Below are 21,487 nucleotides of genomic sequence, written 5' to 3'. Positions count from 1 at the left end.
CTTTCGGGCGGGGGCTACTTGCGGCGGGGCCTGGTGAGGGAGTGCTGGAGGGCGGCGTAGTGGCGGCGCGCCAGTTCGCGGACCTCGGGGATCGGACAGGCGTCTCGGCGGTGGCGCTGCGCGCGGATGACGAGCTGCTCCGTCTCGGCGTAGCCGACGGCGTCCTCGGCGTGGCCGCATGGACAGGTGAAGTCGGCGGCCGCGAGGGACTTGGCCCTGGCGTTGTCGAGGCGGACGCGGAGCCCGTTTCCGGGGTGCGGGTTGCCGATCGTCGGCCCGAGCCCGTTCATGCAGCGGCCTGCCGAGAACGGAGGAGGTCGCGGCGCTGCCTCTTGGTGAGACCGCCCCAGATGCCCCACGGTTCGTCGCGGTCGAGGGCGTCTTCCAGGCACTCGGCTCGGACGGGACAGGCGACACAGACACGCATCGCTGCGTTGAGGGCTTCGCGGTCGCGCGTGGGGGCGTACCAGAGGTCGGCGTGGTCGCGGTACTGCTCGGAGCGGCAGGCGCCGCGGCCTTCCCGCCGCTCCCTCGGGTCAAGGGCCTCGGGAGCGGCGACGCGGTAGGGACTGCGGCGGATCATGAGGGCACCGCCTGTCGCTCCCCGCGCTTGCGGATGACCTTGCACTGCTCGCAGTACGCCCTGCCGTCCGCCTCGTACCGGCCGTGCTCGGCCTGGTCGTGGCCGTGGACACAGCGCGGCTTCCGGATCTGCCCGCCGGTCAGGTAGCGCAACTGCTCGCGGTTGCGGCGGCGGCCGGCTTCGTCCTCGACGTGGTCCGGGGCCACGCAGTGCTGCTTGCCGCAGTCCGCGATGGCGTATCCCTCGGCGTCGCGGCCGGTGCGGATCCGGAAGGCGATCGCGGCCGGGCTGTAGGACTGCTCCTTGTGCCGCATCACGGGGGTGCCGGACGCGGTGGCGCGCTCCCCGAGCCACTCGACGTGCCCGCCGTCAGTGGACCGGGTCAGGCTGTGCCACTTCTCCTCGGCGGTGCGGGTCTGTACGGCCGGCACGTAGTCGGGGAGGTCGAGTTCCCGGCGGATGCGGGCGACGCGGCCCTTGTCGCAGTGGAGCTCGCGGGCGATCCGCAGGTTGCTGTGGCCGTCGCGGAGCATGGCGATGATGTCGGTGCGGGTGGCGTTCTGCCTCATCGGGCCACCGCCACGGGGGTCGTCGGCCACGGCACGCCCTTGAGCGCGCGGGAGTGCGTCTTGGGGACCTCGGCGAGCGGATGGCCGAGCCAGTCCATCGCCATGGCCATCAGGACGTACGCGTCAGCCTCGTCGTAGCGGGTGGTTCCGGTGAGGGAGATGCCGTAGCGGGCCGCGGTCTCATCCCGGACCATGCCCTTGACCTGCTTGGGAGTCAGCTTCCGGCCCTGCTCGTCCTTCCACCGGGCCTTGCCGGTGGCGTAGATGGTGCGGGAGTCCGGGGTGACGACGGCGAAGGGGATGCCGCGGCTCCAGAGGTCGCAGCGGATCATCCACCGGAGGCCGGACATCTCGTCATGGCCGATCTGCTTGGCATGGGAGAAGGCCGCGCCCTCAATGACGACGAAGTCCGCGAGCCGGTAGAAGCTGGCGGCGGCGTCCGTGATGAACCGGAGGCGCTGTTCGCCGCGGAGGTTGCCGGTGCGGATGGTGTCGGTCCAGCCGGGTCCGGCGATGCCGCTGGTGCCGAGGGCCATGTCGAGGCCGATGACGAGGGGCCGGGGCCCGGCCGCCGGGGTGGCGGCCGGTGCCTCGGGCTCGAACAGGGTGGGCGCGGTCACTGGGCACCGTCCTCGTCCGGCCAGACGATGCGCGGCTCGACGCGGATCGCACGGCCGTCGCGGACGACGACGCGCCACAGGTCGGTGTTCTCCTCGCCCTCGCAGTCGAGGCGGCCGGTGAACGTATGGCCCGGGAAGGAGTCGACGGCGCGCTGGACGATGTCGAGCAGGCCGTGCGCCCGGTACTCGTCGATCTCGCTCATCACGAGAGCCGAGGCGGTGCGGCGCAGGAGAGGGCCGTCGTTGGTCTCGACGGTCTCCTCGTCGACGCGCAGGACCAGTTCGATCCGGTCGTCGCCGACGGGCGGCAACGGGCTGAACGGACTGTCTTTGAACTCGCTCCAGGCGAGTGGCGGTTCGATGGCGAACTCGCCGGTGACGCGGGTGGTGTATCCCATGGTCATTCCCCCGGGGTGGTGGTGCGGCAGGTCCAGCACGTGCGGGACCCATCGGCGTGCATGGCGTGGAAGGTGGTTCGCTCGCAGGTGGGGCACGGCGCGCACTCGATGGGCTCGATGTCGCCGACGGCGAGGAGCTGCTCGAGCGCGGTCTCCTCGAGGAGCGGCTCGCGCGGGGTGGTCTCCTCGAGGAGCGGCCCTTGCTCGAGCACCGCAGCGGGGGCACGGTGGCGTCCGGTGGGCGCGATGATCTGGCGGAGGGTGCGGAGCGGGCTCACGGCTTCACCTCGCGGGGCTTGTCCTGGCGGCTCGTCTGCCAGAGCTGGCCGCGTTCGACGCCCGGCGTGTTGAGGCCGAGGGCGTCGTCGAGGCGGGCCTGGAGCTGGTCGGCGCGGCGGGCCTCGGTGGCGAGCGCGGCGCGGTAGCGGGCACAGCCGCGGAGGGCGCGGTCGACGCGGGCGAGCGTGGCGTCGATGTCGGCGTCATGCTGCGCGTGCGCCACGGTGAGCCGCTGGTTCTGCTCGGTGAGCTGGGTGTTCCGTCCAGCGACGCGTACAGCCGTGCCGCGCAGGGCAGCAGCGTCCGCGCGAGCGGCGTCACGCTCCTCGACGAGCTGCTCGACGCGGGCCACCAGTTCGGCGATGCGCTGCTGCTTGCGACCCCACATCACGCCTCACCGCCCGTGCGCTGCGCGGGAATCAGCGGCCACTCGGTACGCACGAGCGGCGCCTGGTCCTCCTTGCCGGAGGTGCGCCGGAAGTGCGAGGCCAGTGACTCGGCCTGCTCGCGCGCCCACTCGACCTGCCACGCGTGCAGCTCGTCGAGCGACGCCGCGGCGAGCTTCGGCTCGTTGGACGCGATCCGCCACGCGACCCGGCATGCGGCGATCGCGTCGGCGTCCGCCGAGTGCGCGCCGTCGAGGCGGACCCCGTAGGTGCGGCATAGGTCCGTCAGCTTCCTGCCGCCGCGCCGGAACCGGTCGATCTTCTTGTCTAGAACGCGGGGGTCGATGACGCGCAGATCGTCGCCGACGATGTCGACGAGCGGCTGCACACCGTGCCGACGTGCCTCACGGTCGAGGAGCGTGAGGTCGTAGACGGCATTCATCGCTACGACCGGGACCCCGGAGACGACGACCGCGGCGAGCGCGGCGACGACCTGCTCGACGACCTCGGCCGCCGGGCGGCCCTCGGCGCGGGCCCGCTCGGTGGTGATGCCGTGCACGGCGACGGCCTGCTCGGGGATGTCGATGCCGGGGTCGGTGAGCCAGGTGCCGGAGGCGGTGTCGTGGCCGCCGCCGCACTGGACGACGCAGGCGGTGACGATGCGGTCCGTCTCGACGTTGATGCCAGTCGTCTCAAGATCAAATCCAGCCAGTCGGCCGGTGTGCCAGCTCATGCGCGGGCCCCCTTCAGAGAGGCGAGGAACGTGCGGAGCCGCGATGCCGCAGCGGTCGACGGGTGCAGTCCGCCGTTGGCTTCGGCGAACCGCTGCTCGACCTGCTCGGTGGTGAGCCCGAGCGGTCCGGCTGCTGCGATGATCTGGAACCACAGGGCCTCGACGTCGTCGTCCTCGACGACCTCGACGTCGTGCACCACCTCGACCGGCTCGGACGGCGGCGCTTCCTCGCGCGGCTCGTCTTCCGTCGCGGGAGATTCACCAGCGCGCAGTTCCTCGCCGCGGGCCTTCAGGACTGCGGCGAGCGCATCGTCCATGTGCTTGGCGTCGACTGCCTGCTTCCACAGTGCGGCCACGTCCCCGGCTGTCTTGGCGACGGCGGAGAGCGCCGCATAGTCCGGCCGCCCGCCAGCGATCGCCACGCGCTCCGGGCCCTTGGCCACTGCGGGAGCGCCAGTGATCTTGCCCTCCATCAAGGCGGCCGGGGTGATCTCCACATCGAGGGTTGGGACCTTGAACCGCGCCGGCTTGTCCTTCACGATGGCCGTCTTCTCCTCCATCCCGAGCCACCCGGCGACGTAGCCGCCTGCCTGCGCGAGGAGTTCCGCCGCGGGGGGCAGGGTCACGGCGGCGTGGTAGCCCTTCGAGACGAGCAGCCACTGGCCGAGCGCGGGCACGTCGCGGAGCATCACGTTCACGCGGGTGGTCATGGCGCACTCGCGGTCGTCCGGGTCGCACATGCACGGCCGGTCGGACTTCTGCTCGGTGACGCCGTCACATCGGCGCTGGCACCGCGACCCGGCGTACAGCTCGTACCACTGCGACACGGCATCTCGCGGCGGAATGAGGACGGGGAGCCTGTTGGCGGTGGAGTACACCTCGAACTCGCTCGGTCCGCCGTTCGCGGGGGTCCACGGCTTGACCTCGCCGCCGTACAGCTCGGCGACGCTGGTCAGGATCTCCCGAGAGGGGGAGGTGAAGCGGAACTTGTCGAGCTTGGCCGGTCGGGTGTACGCGTTGCCCTTGGCGGAGACTCCGGCAACGACGTGGCCGATACGGATCTCGCCGAGCTGACGCATCCGCATTTGCAGATCAAGAATGGGCATCAGGCGGCCCTCTCTTCCATGGTCGGGAGGGTGAGGGCCTCACCCACAACGGACTTGGCCAGCACGCGCTGGAACTCGGCGACTTCCTGCACGTGACGGAACGCCTCGTACACGTCGTCGCCGCACTTCAGCGGCATCGGGCGGTACCCCTCCGGGCGCAGGTGCAGGACGATCCCGACGTCATGCACGCGCGGCATGGGCACCTGCGTGCCGTCACGGAGCCACGCCACCTCGGCCCGCCGGTACGCGGACATCTGCGCCCCGGCCTCCGGGTACACGCCCTTCTCGTCGAGCTCGCCGCCGGTCTTGGTGTCGCCGATGAACAGCGTCGTCGCGGGCACCTTCAGCGCTGCGGCGATACGGCGGGAGCGGAACAGGTAGTCGAGCTTTCCGGCCCACCGGTGGGGGATGTTGCCGACGACCATCTCCGACGCCTCGAACTCGATCTCCCACTCCTCGACGAAGCGGAGGAAGTGGTCGATGAAGGGGGCGATGCTGTCGTCGTGAAGGAACGCCTCGGGGATCGGCTCGCCCAGGACCTTCGCTTCGATGACGTCGTGGACGGCGCTGCCGATGTCGCCCCGCTCGTCCTTCTTGCGGATGTGGCCCTTGCGTAGCCAGTCGTAAGCGGCCTCCCTTTCGGCCGGCCGCAGAGAGGCGGTGACGAGGGTGGGCAGCGTGGCGAACGCGTCGGCCGCGGTTAGGTTCGCGGCCCAGAACACGAGCTGCGGCTTGGGAAATCCCTGCGACAGGATTGTGGTGACGCGGCGGAGTTTGATGTCGGTGCCGGGGACGCGGTACCAGCCCTGGGAGGGTTTGGGGATCCGGTCGGCGCCGGTGGGGGCGGGGGCCCCGGCCTGCACGGTCGTCGTCATCAGGCGCCACCGCCTTTCACCGCTGCGAGCGCTTCGGCCCGTGCGTGGTCGGCAGGCCAGACAGCGCCGTACGCGGCCTCGGCGCGGGCGGCGATCTCACGGGCCGCGTCACGTCCGGCACGGACCTCACCGCGCTCGATCTGGCCAAGGACACGCTCGGTGTCGGTCGACTGGCGCATCGTCCGCCGCCCGCCGTAGCGGGCCTCGACGACCGTGCCGTCCTCCGTGGGGACGAGGCGTGCCTCGCAGGATCCGGAGGGCTGGTAGGGGCTGCCGGACGGTCCCGACGCGGTACGGATGACGGTGGCGATGGAGCGGGCGGTGAGGTTGTTGCGGTACTCGCCGATGGGCAGCCATGTGCCCGGCACGCCGCGGAGCGTGGCGGCAGCCGCGGCGTGGTCGACGCGGGTGTGACGGTTCACGGGCGGCCCTTCCAGGTGGGGTAGTGCAGGACGAGGAGGCCCTCGCCGTGGAGGGTTTGGAGGTCGCGGCGGGCGGTGGCGTGCCAGTCGCCGGGCCCGTAGGTGTGCTCGTAGAGGCGTTGCGCGCGGCGGGTCGGCCACTCGCCGCGGTTCTCGGTGACGGTGCGGCGGAGGAGGTTGAGGCGGTTGCGGGTTCCGGCGCCGAGCGGCCCAGCGGGAGTGGCCGTCGCCGACGCGGTGCCGGTGGCCTTCTCCTCGTCGCCCGCCGCTGCGGTCTCGACCCAGCCGGCATGCTCCCAGTCGTCCGGGTCCAGGGCGGTCGCCGTCGCGGGCTCACCCGGCCGGTACAGCCAACCGACCGCACTGATCTCGCCGTTGAAGGGACTCGGTGACACAGCGAGGCACTGGAACAGCCAGCGGCGACGCTGATAGGTGTTGCCCGGGTCGAAGAAGTCGAGGGTGCTCACGCGGCACCTGCCTCGCGCTGAGCCCGTACCGGCCGGACCGCCGCGATCTCACGGGCCGCCGCCAGGAGCTGGCCAACGCCCGTCGTGTACACCTCGACCGTGCCGCCGTCCGCGTACTTGTCGATCATCTGGTTCATGCGCTCGTCGAACTCGTGCCGCTCGTGGCTGTCGGCGCCGTGGCGCTGCGCGGCCTGCGACAGGGCGTGCATGTCGGCGAACTCAGCGGCGAACGACTCCTGATCGGCGTCGGCGTCCTCGAAGAGCTCCAGGAACAGGGAGCGGACGAGCCACGTGCGGAGGCCGAGCTCGGCGCCGTTGGCCGTGGCCTTGAGGGTGAGAGGGAACGGGCCCTCAATGCGGTGCGTCATCGGTGTGCCCCCGTCGGTGCGGTGAGGAGGAGGAGAGCAGCGGCCGTCAGCGCGGCACGCTCAGCGGCGGCGCGCGCGGTGGCCGGGGCCTCGCGGAGCGCGCGCGGCATCAGGTGCTCGGCGTCGACGAGGAGGAAGAACGGCACGAGGCTGGCCGCGTAGGCGGAGGCGGCGAGGCAGACCGCGGCGGGGCCGTTCACGAGGCACCGCCGGTCTCGCCAGCGCGGAGGACCCGCGTCGGGACGAGCAGCGTCGTCAACCGATCCGCCGACTCGGCGGCGTGCCGAGCGGCCACTCGACGCTCGGCCTCAGCGAACGAAAGCTGCCGGTACGAGCCGCAATCGCACGGCTCAGCACCGCGGCACTTCCCCGCGAAGCACGAGTGCGGGGCCGCCACCGTGTGGAACAGGCCGGTGTGCCCGCACTTGCAGAGCTTCGGCAGGAAGCGTGACTCCAGCTCGGCGACCCGAGCCCGCAGCCGCTCCGCCTCAGCCAGCACCCCCGCGAGCACGGGGCTAACGACCGACGCCGCACGCTCGTTCATCAGCGCCAGCAGATCCAAGCCGCGCCCGGCAGCAACCGGATCACCCTGCGGCGCCGGACCCACCGGCATCGGCAGCGCGTCCGCGGTCCCGGCGATCCCGTGCTCGGCCAGCTCCTCGTACGTCGCCATCACGACGTCGGGGCAGGTCGGCACCTCGGCCAGCGCGTACAGAGCCAGCCCTCCGCGCGTCGACATGCGGCGCGTCCAGCACGTGCCGTCGGTGGTGTTCACCACCAGCGGGGCGTTCGTTTCCTTGGCGGCCTTCGGTCCGCGGTGCCACTCGTACGCCGGGGCGACGTCTACGTGCACGGTCTCGCCGCGGTCGGTGGTACCCGTCACCCGCAGGCCGGGCTCGCCTTCGAAGTGCAGCCCGGTCTCCGGCCTCGGCTCGTGAGCGATGGTGAAGCAGACGAGGTCGAAGGGGTGCCAGACGCGATCGCCTTGGCGGAGCTCGTCGGTGCGTACGGGGGTGGTCTGCTCGCTCATGCCGACACCTCGCACGCGTCCGCCGCCGCCTCCAGCACGGACACGGCAGACTCCGTCGTACGACCCTCGACGTCACCCCACTCATCCACGTGGAACGCCAGGGCGAGCCCGTCCTCGCCGTACGGCCCCTCACTCCGCACGACCAGCCGGTGCGCCAGCACCCTGACCGCCTCACGAGACTCGGCCGACGGGGTGTGCGGGTCACCCGTCACCGCGCAGGACAGCGCAGCCACGATCGACATCGGACGCTCGGCGTGCAGGATGGTCGACTCGCGGTCGAACGTGTCACGGACGAAGTCGCCCTGATTCAGACCGTTCGTGGCGAGGATCCGCGCAGCCGCCCGGAAGATCCGGGGGAGGCTGGAGATGCTGGTGGGTGGGCGTTCCGTAAGCTGTTGAGCCATCGGTGGCCTCGTTTCTCTGTGTGTCGGGGCGCCGTAGTCGGGGGTCGCCGGGCCGGGAAAGTCGCGGCGGCCCTTCGGCGCGTTCAAGGGGTCAGGAACCGGCGAGAGCTGGCTTCCGTAGAGCTGCGCGCCGACGGGGCATCGCTCGGCCGGCGCGCGGGTCGCCAGCGCTGCGGGCCTGGTGAATCGCAACGCGCTGCTCGCGGCTGGTGGTGATACGGCCGCGCTCTCCGTTGCGGCCGTGCAGGTGCGGCTTGTCCTTGAGGAAGCGGCGCAGCCAGGAGACGCTGCACCGCAGGACGTAGGCCGTTTCCTGGACGGTCATGACGTCCTGGGTCGGGTCCTGAGGAGGGACCGGCTTTCCGTACAACTCGTAGGCCTTGGTGGCCATGGGTCATTCCCTTTCTGGGGGCGGAGTTGGGGGGCTGTCCTCGGTGGGGCGAGGTGACGTGAGGCGTTCATCGGTCGTGCCGAGGGCGTCGCGGAGGCGTGCGAACGTCGGGGGCTGCATGCGTCTGCGGGTGCCTCGTTCGAGATGGCCGACGTAGCGCTCGGTGACCTTGGCCAGTTCTGCCAGTCGTCCTCGGCTCATCCCCGCCTGCATGCGTTCCTCTCGGATCGCGTCCGCGTTGACCTCGAAGGTCAGCGGTTGGTGCATGCAGAGAAACTAGCCTTAGTTAGCTCTGGTTGTCTAGCCTTAGTTAGCCTTAAGTCGCGCGGAACCGTCCGCATGGATGGGCGCGGCTGGCCTTGGTTAGGTTTACCTGTGCAGGAACCAGCCTTTTACCTAGCTGGAACTGGTTGGAACTGGCCTGGCCTGCCAAGATGTCGACATGGCAACTCGTGATCTCGGCCGCCTCGCGAAACGCGTGAAGGCACACCGCATGGAGCTGTATCCCTCACGTCTGGCGGCAGCGGCGGCGGCAGGGATCAGCAAGGACACCTGGCGGCGCGTCGAAGAGGGCTTGGAGGTTCAGGAGGCCAAACTCGCCAAGGTGGACAAGGCGCTCGGCTGGACCGTCGGTAGCTGCGTCACCGTCGCCGAAGGCGGTGAGCCCCTCCTCGCCGATCGCCGCGACGTCGTCGCGCCGTCGACGGCACCCCTGGATGCAGACGAACTACGTCGTGCCGCGTTCGAGGCTGCGAGGGTCACGATGCCAATGGCGTCGATTGGTGACCTCGACGCGTTCAGTGATCAGCTCGTAGAGGTCCTGCGCAGGGCGGGGTCGGTGAAGGGCGGCTGAAGTTGTGGGCGTCGCCGTACAACCTTTTCGCCGTTACCTAATCGTGATGTGGGACTGTTGGGTTAAACCTCAACAACCCCTCGCGCTACTGCATTTGTCGTGTAAATCTAGCCGTCCACCCGGGGAGGTCCCGCAAGCGATATAAGGGGGACCGGTGAGTAATGTCATCCACCTTGATCTAGGGCCTGGGGTCCTCGGATACCCAACCCAGATCGCAGGGGAGATGGTGTGTGTCCTGTCCTCCAGGGCCGCTACCGACCGCGCAAACAAGGAGCGCGTGAGGCGGTTCATGAAGGCTGAAGGACGCGACTGCGGAATCTGCGGCGGCTGCCCCATCGGACAGGCATCGTAGAGAAGCAGTCAGTGGGAGTCGCCGGCGGTAGGGGTACCCGCCGGACCTCCGCACCAACCACCTCGGGGGATGGCGTATGCCCTATGTAGAAGTCCGCGGCAAATCGATCCGCGTGAAGTGGTGGAGCGGCGAGTACGTCCTCGACAGTGACGGAAACCCGACGAAGAAGAAGCGGTACGAGAGCGCCTCGGGGCCAGAGCCTGGCGTCCCCTTCCAGGACGAGCAGGCAGCGTACGAGTACGGCCTCGATCGCGAGTCGGACGTACGCAACCGCCGGAACAGGCCGAAGGCGTCCACCCGCCTGGGGATGCAGGACTACTGCGATCTCTGGTTCAGGGAAGTCGACCTACGCGTCAGGTCGAACAGGACCTACGCGTCCCGGCTGAACGCGGTCATCAAGCCGTACTGGCGGTCGTGGACCGTGGATGAGATCACGCCGATCGAGTACGACGCTTTCCAGCGGTACGTCGCGGGTAAGTATTCACACAACTACGCCAAGGGCGTCCTCGGCATGTTCAAGATGCTGATGGACGATGCGGTGCTGAAGTACAAGCTTCGCGAGGAGTCGCCCATTGTGGAGCAACGACGCCGCGGCCGGTACAAGAAGAAGCAAGTCCGCCGTGTCAAGCGCAAGTTGTCGATTCAGTCGATCCATCAGCTTGCCGTGAATGCCCACACCCTGTGGGGGTTCACCGGATGGGCGTACATCTGGACCCTGGCTTTCACCGGTATGCGTCCGCCCGGCGAGATGTACGGCCTCCAGCGCGGCTACTCGTCGCCGTACTGGCCAGCCTCCGAGCCCGACGCCGAACTGCGTGAGGAAGCCACGCAGAGGTACGAGGCAATGCATGCACTGCGGGTGCAGTACCAGACGTACAAGGACGGCCCGAGGTCAGTGCTGGCCGCGCCGAAGTACGACAGTTGGCGAACACTGGTGATCCCACCCTTCTTGCATGAGATGCATGGGGCGTTGCTGGCATCGCACGACAAGCCGTGGACCTTCTTGTCGGTGACTGGCAAGCCGCTCTTGGGCGCGGACTTCGACCGGGACTACTGGTATCCGATCCGCGACGGCGCGAAGCAGCGAGGCACTGAACCGCGCTACAAACGATGGGCCCGCCCTGCGATTCCTCCTGTGCCGGAGATGGCGGAGGAGGACATCTACCGGCTGCGGCACTGGGCGAAGGCCAAGCTGGACGAGCCGGGAGACATCCCGCGCGTGGCTGTTGAGGCGAGGCAGGGGCATGAGCTTCCAGGCATGGAGGGTGTCTACAGCGAGGTGACGGTCGCAATGGAGGAGCGCATCGTGGCGTATCTCCAGGGTGTATGGGAGAAGGAAATAGTGGGCGCGGGGTTGTGGACACCTCCGTTTCCCATGCCGCTCCCAGATGACCTTGTGTCACCCGCTCCGCCGCTGTTCAGCGGCCTACCCGTCTTGGAGTATGAATGATCGTCTGGGTCAACGGTGCGTCCCGCGCGGGGAAGACCGCCGCCGCACGGGAACTGAGCGATCTGATCCCGAACTGCACGCTTTTCGACCCCGACGTGATCGACGGCGAGCTGGAGCGGCTGCTGCCGGCCAAGCGGCTCGCCGAGGTGAGCGACCGCCAGGACCTGCCGATCTGGCGGCGGCTCGTCGTGGACACCGCCGCCGCTCTCCTCGCCGAACTGGGCGGGGTGCTGGTGGTGCCGATGGGACTGCTGCGCCAGGAGTACCGGGACGAGATCTTCGGCGCTCTCGCCGCCCGCCGGATCCCTGTGTGCCATGTGCTCCTTGCTCCAGGGGAAACGATCCTGCGCGCGCGTGACCCCGGCGGCGAACCGCCCGCCGACATCGAGCCCTACCGCGCCGCCCTCGCGGGCTGGCTGACGGGGGACGCCTACCTCGTCGACAACGGCGCGCTCTCCCCGTACGACACCGCGGTGCGGATAGCCGCCGCGCTGCGGACCGGGGACGCCCCGCTGTGCGACATCGTGCAGACCCCTGAGCCGACCGCCGAGACGGTCGCCGCGGGGGTGTTGCTCTTCGACGACGAGGAGCGCGTGCTGCTCGTCGACCCCACGTACAAGCCGGGCTGGGAGTTCCCCGGCGGTGTCGTGGAACGGGGCGAGGCGCCCGCCCGGGCCGGGGTGCGCGAGGTCGCCGAGGAGACCGGGATCCGACTCGTCGACGTACCACGGCTGCTGGTCGTCGACTGGGAGCCGCCCGTGCCGCCCCGCTACGGCGGGCTGCGGCTGCTCTTCGACGGGGGACACCTGACGCGTGACACCGCGCGCCATGTCCTGCTGCCGGGGCCGGAGCTGCGGGACTGGCGGTTCGTCAGCGAGAGCGAGGCGGCCGGGCTGCTGCCGCCGATCCGCTTCGAGCGGTTGCGCTGGGCCCTTCGCGCGCGTGAACGCGGCCGTGTGCACTATCTGGAGGCCGGGATCCCCGTCGGCTGACGGGTCAGGCGGCTTCGTAGGTCTCCGCCGCCGCCCGCAGCGCTGCCGCCGCCCCGCCCACCACGGGGTCCCCGTGCCCGAAGCACGCCACGTCGCTGTCGAGGGCGGCCAGCCGCCGGAAGGACGCGAGGGCCCGGCCCCGGTCCAGATTGAACACGCCGAGCATCACCTGCCCGTCCGCCGGATGCGCGGCCACCGCGTCACCCGTGAACAGGACGCCGTGCAGGGGGAGTTCGAGCGCGATCGAGCCGTCGGTGTGGCCCGGCGCGCCCACCACCCGGGCCCCGCCCCCGAAGTCCAGGACATCGCCGTCCGCCAACTCCCGCACCGAGGAGGGCAGTACCGGGTGCGCCGGGCGGGCTGGGAGCTGGGTCAGCGCCTGCTCGTGGATCGCGCGCTCCCAGTCCTCCAGGACCGGCACCGGCTCGGGCCCCTCGCCCCGCACGAACGGCGCGTCGAGCCGGTGCGCGTACACCTCGGCCCCGCTCAGCCGCGCGAACTCCCCCGCGCCGCCCGCGTGATCCTCGTGGAAGTGCGTGAGCACGATCCGCCGTACGTCCTCGGGGGCGTGCCCCCAGTCACGTACCGCTTCGGCGATCGGCTGTGCCGCGCCGGGAGCGCCCGCGTCGATCAGCGTCACCTCGGGGCCGTCGCGCCACAGATACGCCTGCCCCACGGGGAAGCGCAGGAGGCGAAGGCGGGGCGTGACATCGATCGTGTCCGTCGGCTCGTAGGTCGTCATACGGCGACCGTACGAAGGCGGCGGACACGACCGCGTACTCCTCGGCTCTCGGCAGAGAAGCGCCGCGTCAGTTGACGGACGCGTACTTCTGGAGGAACCGCGCCTCCGCCACCGACAGCCGCTCCAGCTCCTCGGGCGAGACGCTCTCGTTGACCGCGTGGATCTGCGCCTCCGGCTCGCTCAGGCCGATCAGCAGGATCTCCGCCTCCGGGTAGAGGGAGGCCAGCGTGGAGCAGAGCGGGATGGAACCGCCCTGACCCGCGTACTGCATCTCCTGGCCGTCGTACGCCTCCGCCATCGCCTCGGCCATCGCGGCGTACGCGGGGCTCGCGGTGTTCGCGCGGAACGGCTGGCCCTGGCCGACCTGCTCGACCCGCACCCGGGCGCCCCACGGGGTGTGCGCCTCGATGTGCGCCATCAGGAGCTTCGTCGCCTCGGCGGCGTCCGTGCCCGGCGGCACCCGCAGGCTGATCAGCGCGCGGGCACCGGCCTGCACCGACGGCGTCGCGCCGACCACCGGCGGGCAGTCGATGCCGAGCACGGTCACGGCGGGCCGCGCCCAGATGCGGTCGGCGACCGTACCGGAACCGATCAGCTCGACCCCGTCGAGCACCTTCGCGTCCTTGCGGAACGCCTCCTCCTCGTACTGGAGCCCCTCCCAGGGCGCGGACGGCTCCAGTCCGTCGACGGTCGTGGAGCCGTCCTCGGCGCGCAGCGAGTCCAGTACGCGCACCAGAGCGGCCAGCGCGTCGGGCGCCGCGCCGCCGAACTGGCCTGAGTGCAGATTGCCTTCGAGGGTGTCGATCGTGACCCGGACCAGGGTCATGCCGCGCAGCGTGGCCGTCGCGGTGGGCAGACCGACGCGGAAGTTGCCCGCGTCGCCGATGACGACGGTGTCGGCGCGCAGCAGCTCCGGGTGCTGCTCGGCGTAGCGCTCCAGGCCGCCGGTGCCCTGTTCCTCGGAGCCCTCCGCGATGACCTTGACGTTGACCGGGACCCCGCCGTTCGCCTTCAGCGCGCGGATCGCGAGGAGGTGCAGGAGCACGCCTCCCTTGCAGTCGGCGGCGCCGCGCCCGTACCAGCGACCGTCCTCGCGCTCGGTCAGCTCGAACGGGGGCGTCACCCACGCCTCCTCGTCCAGCGGCGGCTGCACGTCGTAGTGCGCGTACAGCAGCACCGTCGGCGCGCCCGCCGGTCCGGGCAGGAAGCCGTACACCGACTGGGTGCCGTCCGGGGTGTCGAGCAGCGCCACGTCCTGGAAGCCCTCGGCGCGCAGCGCGTCCGCGACCCAGTTCGCCGCGCCCTCGCTCTCGCTCTTCGGGTACTGAGCGAAGTCCGCCACCGACTTGAAGGCCACCAGCTCGGCCAGTTCGGCCTTGGCCCGCGGGAGCAGGGAGGCGACGGTCTCGGCGATCGGATGCGGCGACATGGGCACGCTCCTCGTGGGTGCGACGTTGTACAGGGTGTGCCGACGATCCTCGCATGATCCTCCCGCAGCGGGTCACGCGGCGGCCCGCCGTAGGATGCCTGGGAAACGTGCGGCAGGCGGCTGGATCGGGAGCAGTAGACCATCGTGAGCAGCGAGAACTCGACGGACGGCAACGACATGGACGACGAGCGGACCATGGAGGTGTGGGACGTCGTCGTGGTGGGTGCCGGCCCCGCGGGGGCGTCCGCCGCCTACGCGGCCGCGGTCGCCGGACGCCGTGTCCTGCTCCTGGAGAAGGCGGAGATCCCGCGCTACAAGACGTGTGGCGGCGGCATCATCGGCCCCTCCAGGGACGCCCTGCCGCCCGGCTTCGAGCTGCCGCTGAAGGACCGGATCAACGCGGTGACGTTCTCCCTGAACGGCAAGTACGCGCGCACCCGGCGCTCCAAGAACATGCTGTTCGGGCTCATCAACCGGCCCGAGTTCGACGCGCAGCTCGTCGAGCACGCGCAGAAGGCGGGCGCGGAGCTGCGGACCGGCGTGACGGTCTCGCGCGTCGAGCAGCACGGCTCCGCGGTACCCGACCGGCGTACCGTCGCCGTGGTTCTTCAGGGCGGTGAGACGGTGCTCGCGCGCGCCGTGGTCGGCGCGGACGGCAGCGCCGGCCGGATAGGGGCGCACGTCGGGGTCAAGCTCGACCAGGTCGACCTCGGCCTGGAGGCGGAGATCCCCGTCCCGCAGGCGGTCGCCGACGACTGGCGCGGCCGCGTCCTCATCGACTGGGGGCCGATGCCCGGCAGTTACGGCTGGGTCTTCCCCAAGGACGACACTCTGACCGTCGGGGTCATCTCGGCCCGCGGCGAAGGGGCCGCCACCAAGCGGTACCTGGAGGACTTCATCGGGCGGCTCGGGCTCGCCGGGTTCGAGCCCGCGATCTCCTCGGGGCACCTGACGCGCTGCCGCGCCGACGACTCGCCGCTCTCGCGCGGCCGGGTCCTCGTCTGCGGCGACGCGGCGGGGCTGCTCGAACCCTGGACCCGCGAGGGCATCTCGTTCGCGCTGCGCTCGGGACGGCTCGCCGGGGAGTGGGCGGTACGCATCTCCGAGGCGCACGACGCGGTGGACGCCCGCCGCCAGGCGCTGAACTACGCGTTCGCCGTGAAGGCCGGGCTCGGCGTCGAGATGGCCGTCGGCAAGCGGATGCTGACCGCCTTCGAGCGCAAGCCGGGCTTGCTGCACGCGGCGCTGACCGGGTTCCGCCCCGCGTGGAACGCGTTCGCGCGGATCACCCGGGGCTCGACGACCCTCGGTGAACTGGTGCGGACGCACCCGCTGGCGGGGCGGGCGCTGGCGCGGCTGGACCGCTGAGGGCGTCAGTCCTTGAGCGTGATGTGGAAGACGGGGTGGTCCGCGGCGATGCCGCGGATCTCCTCGTCGTCGGAGTCGGGCGTGACGCCCTTGAAGAAGACGCCGAGCTCGGACTTCCAGAGCGTGATGTAGGCACGCAGCACCGGCACCTTCTCGGCGTCGGAGACCTCGGTCGCGGTGAACTCCTGGACGCGCTTGCCGAGGCGCAGTTCGCCGCCGCCCGCCGCCCGCATGTTGTGCGTCCACTGCACGTGGCCGCGGGGGGCGACGAGGTACTGCTCGCCCTCGAAGGCCAGCGGGTTCACCGGGGTGGTGCGCCATTCGCCGCTCTTGCGGCCGCGTACCGCGAGGACCCGGGAGCCGCGGAAGCTGATGCCCCGGCGGGACAGCCACGCCATCGCCCGGTTCATGACGTTGACGGTGAACCAGCCGGGCTTGCGGACATGTGCGGACGTGGACATCGAGACCCCCAGTGGTGAAGCGAGCGGTGCTCTCCGGATGAGAGCACCGCTCTCGCTCGAGAGCAGTCTGCACGAGATCGGTGATCCAAGGCAAGAGCAGTGCTCTCTTTTTAGTGCGCCGCTCCACAACGTGGGCGGTGCTCCGACTCCGTGGGACACTGGCGCCATGAGCACGAGCCGTACGAGTCGCAGCACGCCCCCGCGTGCCACGCAGGGCGCCCGCGCCCGCGCACGTCAAGAAGTCACCGCCGCCATCAAGGACGAGGCGCGCAGACAACTCGCCGCCGACGGCGCCGCCGAACTGTCGCTGCGCGCCGTCGCCCGTGAACTCGGCATGGTCTCCTCGGCCCTGTACCGCTACTTCCCGAGCCGCGACGACCTGCTGACCGCCCTCATCGTCGACGCGTACGACTCCCTGGGCGCGGCGGCGGAGGCGGCGGACGCCGCCTTCCGCGAGGTGGGCGAGGAGCCGACACCGGCCCGCCGCTGGGTCACGGTGTGCCAGGCCGTACGCGGCTGGGCGCTGGAGCACCCCCAGGAGTACGCGCTCATCTACGGCTCGCCCGTACCCGGTTACCACGCCCCGATGAGCACGGTGCCGGCCGCGGCCCGGGTCGGCCTGCTGCTCATCGGCATCGTCCGCGAAGCCCACGAGGACGGGGGCGTGGCGCTGCCCCCGCTGACGCCCGGGGTGGGCGCCGAGGCGCGGCGGCTCGCCGCCGACCTCGCGCCGGACCTGCCGCCGGAGGTGGCCATCGCACTCGTGGCCGCGTGGGCCCAGATGCACGGGCTCGTCAGCTTCGAGGTGTTCGGCCAGTTCAACCGGCTCGTCGAGGACCGCGCCGCCTTCTTCGCCCACGCCGCGACGGGGCTCGCCCGGGGTGTCGGCCTGATGAGGTGACGGCCTGATCCGGTGCGGCGTCCCCCCGGGTGGACGAGCGGCGAAGGCCCGACGGCGGTCCGCCCCACGCCTGGGACGGGCCGCCGTGGCGCAGCGTGGTGGGACGGGGGCGACGCGCTCCTCCCGCCGGGCGTGATGCGGCGTCTGCTCGCCGAGTTCGCGGCCCGGTCCCAGGAGCCGCGCCCCGGCCGGCTGGGCCGGCGCGTCAGTCGCGCAGCGCCAGCCGCTCCTCCTCGGCCACCGTCTCCCGCGCTGCGGACCGCACGACGACGGAGTTCCGGGGGGCACGCGTGCGCAGTCCGGTCAACGTCACCAGCAGGCCCGCGAGGGCGACCCCGGTGACGACGAGCAGGCCGGGCCGGAAGCTGTCCAGGACCGCCTGCGGCGAGGAGCCGTCGGGGGCGTTCGCGGTGATCACGGCCGTCACCACGGCGAGGAAGATGGCGCCGCCGACCTGCACGGAGGTGTTGAGCAGGCCGGAGACCATGCCCTGTTCGTCGTCGTGCACGCCGTTGGTGGCCTGGATGTTGAGCGAGGGGAAGACCAGGGCGCAGGCCGCGCCGACCAGCAGCATCGTCGGCAGGATGACGGCCGCGTAGACCGGTTCGAGGTCGATGCGAAGGAACAGGGCGTAGCCGAGCACCATGAGCGCGAAGCCCGCCGCGATCACCCGGGGGGTGCCGAAGCGGTCCACGATCGCGCCGACCTTCGTCGACGACAGGGCCACGAGGGCGCCCGCGGGCAGGAACGCGAGGGCCATGCTCAGCGCCGACCAGCCGAGCAGCGACTGGAGGTACAGGGTCGCGAGGAACTGGAAGCTGACGTAGCTGCCGAAGAAGGTCATGGCGCCGAGCTGGGCGCGGATCTGCGCGCCGGAGCGCAGGACACCGAGGCGGACCAGCGGCCCGGGCGAGCGTCGCTCGATGCGGACGAACACGGTCAGAAGCACGGCGACGGCCAGGAAGGAGAGCAGGGTGCGGGCCGATCCCCAGCCGGCCTCCGGGGCCTGGACCACGGTGAAGACCAGCAGCAGCATGGAGAGCGTGCCGGTGACGGCGCCGGGGATGTCGTAGCCGCGGTGGTTCTCCTCCTTGGCGCTGTGCGGGATCAGCTTGAGGCCGAGCAGCAGCGCGATCACGGCGATCGGCGCGGGCAGCAGCATGGTCAGGCGCCAGCTCGCCTCGGTCAGCAGGCCGGAGAGGACGAGGCCCATGGAGAAGCCGGTGGCGGCGCAGGTGGTGTAGATGGACAGGGCGCGGTTGCGGACGGGGCCCTCGGCGAACGTCGTCGTGATGATCGAGAGACCGGCGGGTGCGGTGAACGCGGCGCTCAGCCCCTTGATGAAGCGGCTCGCGATGAGCAGCGGCCCCGAGTCGACGAGCCCGCCGAGCAGGGAGGCGACCGCGAAGACGCCGAGCGCCACGAGGAAGACGCGGCGCCGTCCGAGCAGGTCGGCCGCGCGTCCGCCGAGCAGCAACAGGCCGCCGTAGCCCAGGATGTAGCCGCTGACGACCCATTGCAGCGTCGAGGTCGACAGATCGAGTTCCGAGCCGATCGAGGGCAGGGCCACACCGACCATCGACACGTCGAGCGCGTCGAGGAACATCGCGGCGCAGAGGACGAGAAGGGTCCCCCACAGACGGGGGGACCAACGCTCCTGGGACGCCTCGGCGGAGGACGGAGCGGTGGTGAGCGGAGAAGTCATGCGGAGCAGAGTACATGCACATGCATTGAGTGCAAGTGCATTTAATGCCGATGCAACAAAGCGGCTTTTTCTGCTACGGTGCGCTCATGGCGGCACGAAAGTCGGAAGCCACGGCCCCGTCGGGCCTCGTGGAGCAATGGCGGGACATCCTCGCGGTACACGCGCGCACGATGTGCGAGCTCGACCGTGAACTGCACCGACACGGCCTCGGTGCGAGCGACTTCGAGGTTCTCGACGTGCTCGCCGAGGGCCCGGCGGAGGACGGCTCGGACGGTTTCCGGGTGCAGGAGATCGCCGCCCAGGTCCATCTGAGCCAGAGCGCCCTGTCCCGCCTCATCGGCCGGCTGGAGAAGGACGGGCTCGTGGAGCGCGGCATGTGCAGCGAGGACCGGCGCGGTGTGCGGGTCTGCCTCACCCCGAAGGGGCGCGCACTGCACGGCGAGGTGCGGCCGGTGCAGCGGGCCGTCCTGAGCCGGATGCTGGAGCCCGGCGCCTGACGTCCCGCTGCCGGGGCGGCCTCAGCCCCAGGTGATCGCGGAGCGCTCCCGCCACAGCGCGGCCACCGACGCGTCACCCGTCAGGGACGGGAACGGCAGCCGGTTCCACAGCGACAGGTACAGACGCGCCGCGGGTCCCGCCAGCTCGCAGTCCGCCTCGCCCGCCTCGCCCCGCTCGGTGGCCGGCGGATCCTGCGAGAGGCGGACCGTCCATATCGCCTCGGTGTCCGTCGCGCGGACGCGGAGCACCTTGGGCTCGTCCGACCGCACCCGGCTCTTGTCCCGGGCGTGCATCCCCAGCAGCAACTCCTCGATCCCGTCGACCGCGACGTCGACGGAGATCGGGTCGGGAGCCGTCGTCAGCGCCGACTGCGCGTCGATCCGGTGCACCGTCGTCTCGTGGGCCTGGCGCCGCGCCCAGAACGCGAGCGGCGTGGGCGCGGGCAGGAACGACCAGCACGCCACGTCGGGCGGTGCCTGCGTCAGCGTCTCCACCAGATACGTGTGCCCCTGCCGGAACCAGTCGAGCAGCGGCTCCTCGTCGAGGTCGGGCAGGCCCCCGTCGGGGTGGTACGAGCGATGCTCCTCGGCGACGAACGCCGCGGCCCAGCGGTGCACCATGCCCGTGTGCCGCAGCAGGTCGCGGATCTGCCAGCCGGGACAGGTGGGCACCTTGGCGTCGACGCCCGCCAGTTCGGCCGCCGCCGCGAGCCGGCGGCCCTCGGTGTCCAGGACGTGAAGGTGTTCGGCAATCTCCATGGGGCGAGTGTGGTCGCTGACGTGCGCCCGGCGGTACGGATTTCAGCATTCGGGCGCCCCGGAGGCGGAAGGCGTGAAGCGGCGGGCGCGGCTCAGGGCGTGGCCGCGTTCCTGGTGGTGAAGCCGATGGTCGCCGCCACCGCCGCGAGCAGCGCCACGCTCGTCAGGGCCGTGGGCAGGGAGAACCAGTCCGCCATGAAGCCGATCGCGGGCGGCCCGAGCAGCATGCCGCCGTAGCCGAGGGTCGACGCCGCGGCGACGCCGGTGGGGCCCGCGAGCGCCCCGGCCCGCTCGACCGCGACGGGGAAGATGTTGGCCAGGCCGAGCCCGGTGACCGCGAAGCCGACCAGGGTCAGCCACACCGAGGGCGCGAGCGAGCCGAGCAGCATCCCGGCCGCGCCGGTCGCCCCGCCGCACACCACCGTCCGCGTCCTGCCGAGCCGTTCGAGCAGCGTCGTTCCGGAGAGCCGGCCGACGGTCATGGCGAGCGCGAAACAGGAGTAACTGGCGGCGGCGACGCCCGGGTGGGCGTGCAGGTCCTGTTCGAGGTGGAGCGCGCTCCAGTCGGCCAGGGCCCCTTCCCCGTAGGCCGTGCACAGGGCGACGAGCCCGAAGACGACGACCAGGCCGCGGGTGCCGCGCACGAGGCGGCGCGGCGCGTCGTCCTGGGCGGGCCGGGCGGGCCGCGGCGGCGTGTGGCGCAGCAGGGCCGGCGCCGCCGCGGCGGTGACCACGAGCCCGATCACGGTGATCGCCAGCAGGTGCCGGGTGGGGGAGAGGTGCCCCGCGACCAGGCCGCCCAGGCCCGAGCCCACCATGCCGCCGAGGCTGAACGCGGCGTGGAAGCTCGGCATGACCGGCCGGCCGAGGGCGGCGACGAGATCGACGGCCGCGCTGTTCATCGCCACGTTGATCCCGCCGTACGCCGCCCCGAAGACGAGCAGGACGAGGCCGAGCGCGAGCGGTGAGTGGGTCAGCGGGGGCAGGGCGACGGTGAGGGGGAGCAGGACGCCGCAGGCCACGGTCACCGCGTGGCTGCCGAACCGGCGGCACAGCCCGCCCGTCAGCATCATCGTGACGACGGCGCCGGCCGACACCCCGAGCAGGGCGAGCCCGAGCGCGCTCGCGGACGCTCCCGTCTGCTCCTTGATCGCGGGGATGCGCACCACCCACCCCGCGAACACGAACCCGTCGAGCGCGAAGAAGACGGTGAGGGCGATACGCAGGCGTGTCAGGGAAGGGGACGGGGAGGGCGGGCCGTCGACACTGACGGTCCCTACTTTGTTCAATCGCGGCACAAAGTCAGGGTAGAGGCGGGTCTCCGTTCGGGACAAGGGGGTTCGGGGT

30 protein-coding genes are annotated in these 21,487 nt (G+C 71.2%); 6 read left to right on the top strand and 24 right to left on the bottom strand.

Features of this window, described 5'->3' with window-relative positions; genetic code table 11:
* Positions 1–14 precede the first annotated feature (14 nt).
* The 18 genes from ACIRF8_RS12655 to ACIRF8_RS12570 all read right to left on the bottom strand — a co-directional run bounded on the left by ACIRF8_RS12655 (position 15) and on the right by ACIRF8_RS12570 (position 8,898).
* Positions 15–290, bottom strand: a complete 276-nt coding sequence (locus ACIRF8_RS12655; RefSeq protein ID WP_404213851.1) for a hypothetical protein — start codon at positions 288–290, stop codon at positions 15–17.
* On the bottom strand, positions 287–583 hold the full coding sequence (locus ACIRF8_RS12650) for a WhiB family transcriptional regulator (RefSeq protein ID WP_404213849.1): 297 nt from the start codon (positions 581–583) through the stop codon (positions 287–289). The genes ACIRF8_RS12655 and ACIRF8_RS12650 overlap by 4 nt, the downstream gene beginning before the upstream one ends.
* Positions 580–1,152, bottom strand: coding sequence for a hypothetical protein (locus ACIRF8_RS12645; RefSeq protein ID WP_404213847.1), 573 nt, complete (start codon positions 1,150–1,152; stop codon positions 580–582). Before ACIRF8_RS12645 ends, ACIRF8_RS12650 begins: the two co-directional genes overlap by 4 nt.
* A complete protein-coding gene (locus ACIRF8_RS12640) occupies positions 1,149–1,772 on the bottom strand; it encodes a hypothetical protein (protein ID WP_404213846.1) in 624 nt (207 codons plus the stop codon). The genes ACIRF8_RS12645 and ACIRF8_RS12640 overlap by 4 nt, the downstream gene beginning before the upstream one ends.
* Positions 1,769–2,170, bottom strand: a complete 402-nt coding sequence (locus tag ACIRF8_RS12635; protein WP_404213844.1) for a DUF6205 family protein — start codon at positions 2,168–2,170, stop codon at positions 1,769–1,771. Before ACIRF8_RS12635 ends, ACIRF8_RS12640 begins: the two co-directional genes overlap by 4 nt.
* A 2-nt stretch (positions 2,171–2,172) precedes the next feature.
* Positions 2,173–2,448 (bottom strand): hypothetical protein, encoded by a 276-nt coding sequence (locus ACIRF8_RS12630; protein WP_404213842.1) that lies wholly within the window; start codon positions 2,446–2,448, stop codon positions 2,173–2,175.
* Entirely contained in the window at positions 2,445–2,837 is a 393-nt protein-coding gene (locus ACIRF8_RS12625) for a hypothetical protein (protein WP_404213840.1), read from the bottom strand. Before ACIRF8_RS12625 ends, ACIRF8_RS12630 begins: the two co-directional genes overlap by 4 nt.
* Entirely contained in the window at positions 2,837–3,568 is a 732-nt protein-coding gene (locus ACIRF8_RS12620; protein WP_404213838.1) for an exonuclease domain-containing protein, read from the bottom strand. The genes ACIRF8_RS12625 and ACIRF8_RS12620 overlap by 1 nt, the downstream gene beginning before the upstream one ends.
* Positions 3,565–4,674 carry a hypothetical protein gene (locus ACIRF8_RS12615; RefSeq protein WP_404213836.1) on the bottom strand — a complete coding sequence of 370 codons (1,110 nt, stop codon included), beginning with the start codon at positions 4,672–4,674 and terminating at the stop codon, positions 3,565–3,567. Before ACIRF8_RS12615 ends, ACIRF8_RS12620 begins: the two co-directional genes overlap by 4 nt.
* Positions 4,674–5,549, bottom strand: coding sequence for a hypothetical protein (locus ACIRF8_RS12610; protein ID WP_404213834.1), 876 nt, complete (start codon positions 5,547–5,549; stop codon positions 4,674–4,676). The genes ACIRF8_RS12615 and ACIRF8_RS12610 overlap by 1 nt, the downstream gene beginning before the upstream one ends.
* Positions 5,549–5,971, bottom strand: coding sequence for a hypothetical protein (locus tag ACIRF8_RS12605; protein WP_404213832.1), 423 nt, complete (start codon positions 5,969–5,971; stop codon positions 5,549–5,551). The genes ACIRF8_RS12610 and ACIRF8_RS12605 overlap by 1 nt, the downstream gene beginning before the upstream one ends.
* Positions 5,968–6,438 (bottom strand): hypothetical protein, encoded by a 471-nt coding sequence (locus tag ACIRF8_RS12600; RefSeq protein WP_404213830.1) that lies wholly within the window; start codon positions 6,436–6,438, stop codon positions 5,968–5,970. Before ACIRF8_RS12600 ends, ACIRF8_RS12605 begins: the two co-directional genes overlap by 4 nt.
* The gene (locus ACIRF8_RS12595; protein ID WP_404213828.1) at positions 6,435–6,806 is read right to left on the bottom strand and encodes a hypothetical protein; all 372 of its coding nucleotides are present in this window, start codon (positions 6,804–6,806) and stop codon (positions 6,435–6,437) included. The genes ACIRF8_RS12600 and ACIRF8_RS12595 overlap by 4 nt, the downstream gene beginning before the upstream one ends.
* The gene (locus ACIRF8_RS12590; protein WP_404213826.1) at positions 6,803–7,006 is read right to left on the bottom strand and encodes a hypothetical protein; all 204 of its coding nucleotides are present in this window, start codon (positions 7,004–7,006) and stop codon (positions 6,803–6,805) included. Before ACIRF8_RS12590 ends, ACIRF8_RS12595 begins: the two co-directional genes overlap by 4 nt.
* Entirely contained in the window at positions 7,003–7,836 is an 834-nt protein-coding gene (locus ACIRF8_RS12585; protein ID WP_404213824.1) for a hypothetical protein, read from the bottom strand. Before ACIRF8_RS12585 ends, ACIRF8_RS12590 begins: the two co-directional genes overlap by 4 nt.
* Positions 7,833–8,240 (bottom strand): hypothetical protein, encoded by a 408-nt coding sequence (locus ACIRF8_RS12580; protein WP_404213822.1) that lies wholly within the window; start codon positions 8,238–8,240, stop codon positions 7,833–7,835. Before ACIRF8_RS12580 ends, ACIRF8_RS12585 begins: the two co-directional genes overlap by 4 nt.
* A 91-nt stretch (positions 8,241–8,331) precedes the next feature.
* Positions 8,332–8,631 carry a DNA-binding protein gene (locus ACIRF8_RS12575; protein WP_404213820.1) on the bottom strand — a complete coding sequence of 100 codons (300 nt, stop codon included), beginning with the start codon at positions 8,629–8,631 and terminating at the stop codon, positions 8,332–8,334.
* Between the two features lie 3 nt (positions 8,632–8,634).
* Positions 8,635–8,898 carry a helix-turn-helix domain-containing protein gene (locus tag ACIRF8_RS12570; RefSeq protein WP_404213818.1) on the bottom strand — a complete coding sequence of 88 codons (264 nt, stop codon included), beginning with the start codon at positions 8,896–8,898 and terminating at the stop codon, positions 8,635–8,637.
* Between the two features lie 226 nt (positions 8,899–9,124).
* Here ACIRF8_RS12570 and ACIRF8_RS12565 point away from each other — a divergent pair, with 226 nt between their 5' ends.
* From ACIRF8_RS12565 to ACIRF8_RS12555, 3 genes are all read left to right on the top strand, one after another.
* A complete protein-coding gene (locus tag ACIRF8_RS12565) occupies positions 9,125–9,484 on the top strand; it encodes a hypothetical protein (protein WP_404213816.1) in 360 nt (119 codons plus the stop codon).
* A gap of 428 nt (positions 9,485–9,912) precedes the next feature.
* Complete coding sequence (locus tag ACIRF8_RS12560) at positions 9,913–11,286, top strand: hypothetical protein (RefSeq protein WP_404213814.1); 1,374 nt, start codon at positions 9,913–9,915, stop codon at positions 11,284–11,286.
* Positions 11,283–12,278: an NUDIX domain-containing protein gene (locus ACIRF8_RS12555; RefSeq protein WP_404213812.1), complete on the top strand. Its 996-nt coding sequence runs from the start codon at positions 11,283–11,285 to the stop codon at positions 12,276–12,278. The genes ACIRF8_RS12560 and ACIRF8_RS12555 overlap by 4 nt, the downstream gene beginning before the upstream one ends.
* Before the next feature lie 4 nt (positions 12,279–12,282).
* Here ACIRF8_RS12555 and ACIRF8_RS12550 read toward each other — a convergent pair whose 3' ends face one another.
* Together ACIRF8_RS12550 and ACIRF8_RS12545 are read right to left on the bottom strand one after the other, a co-directional pair.
* Positions 12,283–13,020 (bottom strand): MBL fold metallo-hydrolase, encoded by a 738-nt coding sequence (locus ACIRF8_RS12550; protein ID WP_404213810.1) that lies wholly within the window; start codon positions 13,018–13,020, stop codon positions 12,283–12,285.
* A gap of 67 nt (positions 13,021–13,087) precedes the next feature.
* Complete coding sequence (locus ACIRF8_RS12545) at positions 13,088–14,449, bottom strand: dipeptidase (RefSeq protein WP_404213808.1); 1,362 nt, start codon at positions 14,447–14,449, stop codon at positions 13,088–13,090.
* 144 nt (positions 14,450–14,593) lie between these two features.
* On the opposite strand from ACIRF8_RS12545, the gene ACIRF8_RS12540 reads away from it, so the two are divergent.
* Complete coding sequence (locus ACIRF8_RS12540) at positions 14,594–15,817, top strand: geranylgeranyl reductase family protein (protein ID WP_404213806.1); 1,224 nt, start codon at positions 14,594–14,596, stop codon at positions 15,815–15,817.
* A 5-nt stretch (positions 15,818–15,822) separates the two neighbouring features.
* Here the strand turns inward: ACIRF8_RS12540 and ACIRF8_RS12535 are convergent, their stop codons facing one another.
* Entirely contained in the window at positions 15,823–16,278 is a 456-nt protein-coding gene (locus tag ACIRF8_RS12535) for a nitroreductase family deazaflavin-dependent oxidoreductase (RefSeq protein WP_404213804.1), read from the bottom strand.
* 166 nt (positions 16,279–16,444) lie between these two features.
* Between ACIRF8_RS12535 and ACIRF8_RS12530 the strand changes: the two genes are divergently transcribed.
* Positions 16,445–17,179, top strand: coding sequence for a TetR/AcrR family transcriptional regulator (locus tag ACIRF8_RS12530; RefSeq protein WP_404213802.1), 735 nt, complete (start codon positions 16,445–16,447; stop codon positions 17,177–17,179).
* 205 nt (positions 17,180–17,384) lie between these two features.
* Here ACIRF8_RS12530 and ACIRF8_RS12525 read toward each other — a convergent pair whose 3' ends face one another.
* Positions 17,385–18,884, bottom strand: a complete 1,500-nt coding sequence (locus ACIRF8_RS12525; protein ID WP_404213800.1) for an MFS transporter — start codon at positions 18,882–18,884, stop codon at positions 17,385–17,387.
* 86 nt (positions 18,885–18,970) lie between these two features.
* On the opposite strand from ACIRF8_RS12525, the gene ACIRF8_RS12520 reads away from it, so the two are divergent.
* Positions 18,971–19,381: a MarR family winged helix-turn-helix transcriptional regulator gene (locus ACIRF8_RS12520; protein WP_404213798.1), complete on the top strand. Its 411-nt coding sequence runs from the start codon at positions 18,971–18,973 to the stop codon at positions 19,379–19,381.
* Positions 19,382–19,402: 21 nt separating this feature from the next.
* Here the strand turns inward: ACIRF8_RS12520 and ACIRF8_RS12515 are convergent, their stop codons facing one another.
* Positions 19,403–20,140 (bottom strand): maleylpyruvate isomerase family mycothiol-dependent enzyme, encoded by a 738-nt coding sequence (locus ACIRF8_RS12515; RefSeq protein ID WP_404213796.1) that lies wholly within the window; start codon positions 20,138–20,140, stop codon positions 19,403–19,405.
* Between the two features lie 92 nt (positions 20,141–20,232).
* Positions 20,233–21,438, bottom strand: coding sequence for an MFS transporter (locus tag ACIRF8_RS12510; protein ID WP_404213794.1), 1,206 nt, complete (start codon positions 21,436–21,438; stop codon positions 20,233–20,235).
* Between the last annotated feature and the right edge of the window lie 49 nt (positions 21,439–21,487).

The sequence above is a fragment of the Streptomyces sp. NPDC102406 genome (assembly GCF_044765725.1).
GTDB lineage: Bacteria > Actinomycetota > Actinomycetes > Streptomycetales > Streptomycetaceae > Streptomyces.
Note: the sequence above shows the minus strand (reverse complement) of the source record. Positions and strands in the feature narration are given on the sequence as shown.